This window comes from Schwartzia sp. (in: firmicutes) (assembly GCF_978017985.1).
In genome coordinates this window covers 1-4,537 of sequence record NZ_CDXDFU010000116.1, presented here as the reverse complement: position 1 = coordinate 4,537, position 4,537 = coordinate 1, and the positions used below count along the sequence as shown (strand labels likewise).

Genomic DNA, 4,537 nt, shown 5'->3' with positions numbered 1-4,537 from the left:
TCCATATTTTATCAGAACATAAATGTCACGCTGACTCCTCCGCTGAAGCCCTGTTTTTTCCCGCAAAGCCTGATGAATTGATGCCCGGCGTAATCGGGCTGTTACAGCACAAAAAATTTGCAGATAAAGCACACAAAAAAGGAGAAAAAATCCGCGTAAAAAAACAGATGAAAATAATGAAATTTTTCACACCAAAAACAGCGCTTTTTTTACGCAAAAAAATGAGGTAAAAAAGTGCTGAAAAACAGTGTGTTTTTTTACCGTGCCGCAATGACATTTTATGAACCGCAATATCCTGCAAACGCCGATATAGATGGGTTTCAGACATGCGGCAATTTCATGTTATCTGTGAAAATTAATGTAAAAATGAGCAGCATTTTTGATGAAAAAATACATCAAAAAAACAGCACGTTTTTTTGAACAGAAAAACGCAAAAAAATGATGATTTTTTTCGCTGTTTTTTATTGCTTTTTGAGTTGGAAAATATACCGAAAAATTTTATTGGGATATAGAACGCCGGGGTAGGGATATTTCCTGCTCAAGAAGATATTTATGTAGGATTTAATAAAATGGAAATTAAAAGACCGTAGATTATAGTCTAAAATCTACGGTCTTAAATATGCTCTTTTATCCACTGAGCCAATTCCTCGTAGGATATACTTCCTTCGGCAACACCTAATATGATTTCTTCCATTTCATCTTCTGTACATTCCAAAGACGATTCGTTGAGAAGAAGGAACATTTCCATGGCATGAACAGCAGTGCGTTTGTTGCCGTCAATGAAGGCGTGATTATTTGCTATCCCATAGCAAAGCCGCGCAGCTTTTTCATACACAGCAGGGAATAAATCTTCGCTCCAAAGGTTTGAAAAGGTGCGTTAACTGCAGCTTCCAATAGAGCTATATCTCTGACACCTTCGCCTACTGGAATTTCGCTGCCTTCTAAATCAGAATGAAATTGAAGTATATCTGCCAAAAGGAGCTGGACGGAATATTCTATACTCATTTATTTGCAAGCCTTCTGTACAGATTTTCATTTTTTTTCATAAGCTGCTTAGAAAGTTTTGACATTAGTTCCTTTATTGCAACGCTGTTTTGCGATGTCAGGACAACACGCGTCGGCTGTGTTTCTTTGTTGTGTTTCATGGTTTAATCACCTTGCTTTGATTTAATTCGTGTCCTCTTTATCGCTATTATAACGCATTCGTTCAAGTTTTGCCAAAGGCAAAACTTGTTCTGTCAGCGTTTCTCACAGGGCTGGCTTCGCGTCACAAATAGGGAGACGAATATACTCACTGCCTGTTATTTGATGGTCGCAAAATATAAGGTACTGAAACTTCTTCTCAAGGATAAAAAAACATGGTAAAATATAAATAACATGTAATGGACAAATGAAAGTGTGGGAAGAAAGTGAAATATTCGTCAAAACTCAGTGATGCAGTACATATATTGGCTTTTATCGAGCTTTTGCATGACCGCCTGCGTGCGTGTATGCCTCCGAAGCTGACAAGCGGGGAGATAGCGCGCAGTATTCATACAAACGCTTCTTTCGTGCGCCAGCTTATGATGCAGCTCAAAAAGGCAGGGCTTCTTGCCAGCGAGCGTGGCGCGGCAAATCCGCGTCTCGGACGGCCCGCGGAGGAAATCTCTCTTTTCGATATTTACCGTGCGGTGGAGGGAGACAAGCCTCTCCTGCACCTCGATGAGAACGTTAATGAGATGTGCATAGTGGGCGTTCATATACAGCTCGCTCTGCAGGAATCCTTCGATGCGATACAGCAGGCTGCAGAGCATGAAATGCGCTCCATATCCCTTGCGAAGGTCATAGAGGATTATCACAAAAGACTGCCTCAGGAGGCAGATGATAAGCCGTGTCATGGAAGATTTAAAGGGTAAATGTAAAGGTGCTGCCGAAATAATGGCAGCACCTTTTATATTTCTGCTAAAACGGCAGCTTTTTTGATGAGCCTGTTTTTGCAAAATATTTACTAAGGCTCTATGTTTTTGAAGGGGCAAAGCCCCTTCAGAATAAATGTAAGGCATTATAATATTTTGGACAGTAAAAAGGACAGCCGCAAATGCGGCTGTCCTTTTTGCTTCGCCTATAAAATTTTACTTGTCCGCGCGTGTTACATTATTGCCGTAAATCGTTTTGAAATCGTCGCGCATGGAGATAGGAATCCAGCCGTATTTTTCGCAGTCAGCGCGCATTTTATCGGCCTTTTCCATGCAGCCAAGCTCGCGCTCAAGGTCGTCGCAGAGCAGTGAGAAAGCCAGGGATTTGTATTTGTTGTTTGTGATGGTGTAGTTGAACATGCTGGAGTCGCCTGAGGAGTTGCCGAAGGCGATTACAGGCTGCTGTCCGATTTCGCGGATAATGTTCGCTACCTTGTTCATTTTCACGTTCTTCAGGGCGAAGTTGCCGCGAATAAGCTCGTCGTCCTTTGTATAGAGATATTCCAGTCCGTCGGCACCGTTCTGATGGGACGCCGGAGTGAAGATATCCGTGCCGATGATGTTATCCTTTTCCACGGGCAGTACGCCGTCGGTCAGAATGCGGAGTGCCTGCCTGTCTGTGCCGGACACAATGAAAATCTTGAATCGGTTCGCGCGCAGATAGGAGATCACCTCTACCATTGGCATATAGAAGGATTCGCCGCGTTTGAGATTTTTCATGCCCTCTGCAGGAGTCTGCATGAATTTTTTCACCAGCTTCTCGTATTCGGGAAGTGTTATGCCGGAGAAAACAGAGGACTGGGAGATGGCTTCGCGAAGGTCCATATCCTTTGGCATGCTGCGCTTTCTTTCAGGCTTCGGATTTGGAATGCCGACCTCGTCCATTGTCTTCTTTACTTCTTCCGCATAGGCTCTGTCGTCAGGGTCCGGGGTGTAGTTTTTGTCGTTCAGCGCCCGCTCCAGATAAAACATCCACTCAAAGTACGAGGGGGTTGTTTCGCAGAGCAGAGTGCCGTCCAGGTCAAACACCGCGATGCGGTCCTCCACGGGAATGTAATTTTTGCCCGCAGGGTCCGTCACGTCGTTGACGTATGCTTTGAGTGCGCGAAATGAAGCCGCGTTCTCGTTCCAATATTTGAAATCACTGCCCGTGCGGTTTACTGAGATTTTCGCCAGCTCTGCCCGCGTTGCCGCTTCCGAGACAGGTGCGCCTGTCATGGCTCCGAGACCTAATGCCGCCGCAAGCACTACGGCGCAAAGTTTGTTTTTCTTCATTTCGAATCACTCCATTTCTTTTATTTTAGTTGCAATGCAAATACCGACATCTGAAATACGGCTGTTTATTCATGCCGTCAGCGTTCGGAAAGGGCCTTCATGCGTTTCTGCATGGCTGCGATTTCCTTCATGTTACCGTAGAGCCTTTCGTTGGCTTTGCGTTCCCAGGCCTGTGCTTTTTCTTCGTCCTCGGGAATGCCGTCGCCGCTTCTGTAGAGGTCTGCCAGCGCCTGCATGGCGTCAGGATAGCCGAAGTCCGCTGCCTGCTCGTAAAGAGAGACAGCGCGGTTTGTATCCTTCGGACCGCCCTTGCCGCGCCTGCAGAGCTCTGCAAGCTGGTAGTAAAGGTAGGGGGCGTTATAGCCCTTGTAGCCTGATGAAAGGACTTCCTCGTAGAGAGCCCGTGCTTTGTCGAAATCCTGTGATACTCCGCGTCCGAAGCGGTATATGTTTGCCAGATAGAACCGTGCCTCGAGATTGCCCGCGGCAACGCCCTTTTCGTAAAGCTCCTTTGCTTTTCCGCAGTCCTGCTGTACATGCTGGCCTAAATCATACATGAGCCCCTGCATTGTAACTCCCAGACTGCTGCCTGAGTCGGCTGCGTTCGTAAACCAGCGGAACGCCTCCGCAAAATCCGGGTCCTTGGCAAAATACGCCATTTCCCCCAGCTCGCACATGGCGTTGGGGTGTCCGTACTGTGCCGCTTTTTTGAACCATTCCGCGGCTTTTTCCTCGTCCTCGGGGACTCCCTTTCCGCGGGAATACACAAGGCCCATTTCATACTGCGCCGATGGATTGCCGTTTTCCGCGGCTTTTTTGTACCACTCGATGGAGACCGTTTCATCAGGTTTTATGATATTATCGAAGCCTGCTTCATAAAGGCAACCGAGGGCGTACTGGGCAGGAGCGTAGTCTGCCGCAGCGCCGCGGCGCAGGAGCTCAACGGTCTTTTCGTGGTCAGGGGCAGTGCCCTCCCAGCCCTCGCGGTACAGGAGACTGAGGGCGTAGAGCGCGGGGCCGTAGTCCTTTTCCGCCGCCTTTTCATACCATTCGCGGGCCTTGTCGATGTCGCGCTCGACGGTAAAGCCTGTGCTGTCGGTGCCGCCCTCGGAATAAAGGTCGCCTAAAGCGTTGGCGGCATCCTCGCAGTAGAGATTTTCTTTGTCCTCCGCAACAATACGGAAATTTTCCATTGCCTTTTGGAAGTCCGACGGGAAAGCACGGCCGCCGCCGTAAAGCAGTCCGATGAAGAAACGCGCGGCAAGGCAGCCCTTGTCAACGGCGGTATTGAACCACGAAAGAGCCGT

At 47.7% G+C, this 4,537-nt stretch carries 6 protein-coding genes; 2 read left to right on the top strand and 4 right to left on the bottom strand.

The features are described from left to right. On the top strand, positions 1–230 hold a 230-nt coding region (locus ACY69O_RS05305), incomplete at its 5' end, for a hypothetical protein (RefSeq protein ID WP_462332425.1). Positions 231–613: 383 nt separating this feature from the next. On the opposite strand, the gene ACY69O_RS05300 is transcribed toward ACY69O_RS05305, so the two are convergent. After that, positions 614–835 carry a type II toxin-antitoxin system death-on-curing family toxin gene (locus ACY69O_RS05300; RefSeq protein WP_462332424.1) on the bottom strand — a complete coding sequence of 74 codons (222 nt, stop codon included), beginning with the start codon at positions 833–835 and terminating at the stop codon, positions 614–616. Further along, the gene (locus ACY69O_RS05295) at positions 799–1,005 is read right to left on the bottom strand and encodes a hypothetical protein (protein ID WP_462332423.1); all 207 of its coding nucleotides are present in this window, start codon (positions 1,003–1,005) and stop codon (positions 799–801) included. The genes ACY69O_RS05300 and ACY69O_RS05295 overlap by 37 nt, the downstream gene beginning before the upstream one ends. Before the next feature lie 404 nt (positions 1,006–1,409). On the opposite strand from ACY69O_RS05295, the gene ACY69O_RS05290 reads away from it, so the two are divergent. Continuing rightward, complete coding sequence (locus ACY69O_RS05290; protein WP_462332422.1) at positions 1,410–1,895, top strand: Rrf2 family transcriptional regulator; 486 nt, start codon at positions 1,410–1,412, stop codon at positions 1,893–1,895. A 216-nt stretch (positions 1,896–2,111) separates the two neighbouring features. On the opposite strand, the gene ACY69O_RS05285 is transcribed toward ACY69O_RS05290, so the two are convergent. Both ACY69O_RS05285 and ACY69O_RS05280 read right to left on the bottom strand, forming a co-directional pair. Further along, positions 2,112–3,230 carry a haloacid dehalogenase-like hydrolase gene (locus ACY69O_RS05285; RefSeq protein ID WP_462332421.1) on the bottom strand — a complete coding sequence of 373 codons (1,119 nt, stop codon included), beginning with the start codon at positions 3,228–3,230 and terminating at the stop codon, positions 2,112–2,114. A 77-nt stretch (positions 3,231–3,307) separates the two neighbouring features. Then, a partial coding sequence (locus tag ACY69O_RS05280; RefSeq protein WP_462332420.1) for a tetratricopeptide repeat protein occupies positions 3,308–4,537 on the bottom strand: 1,230 nt, incomplete at its 5' end.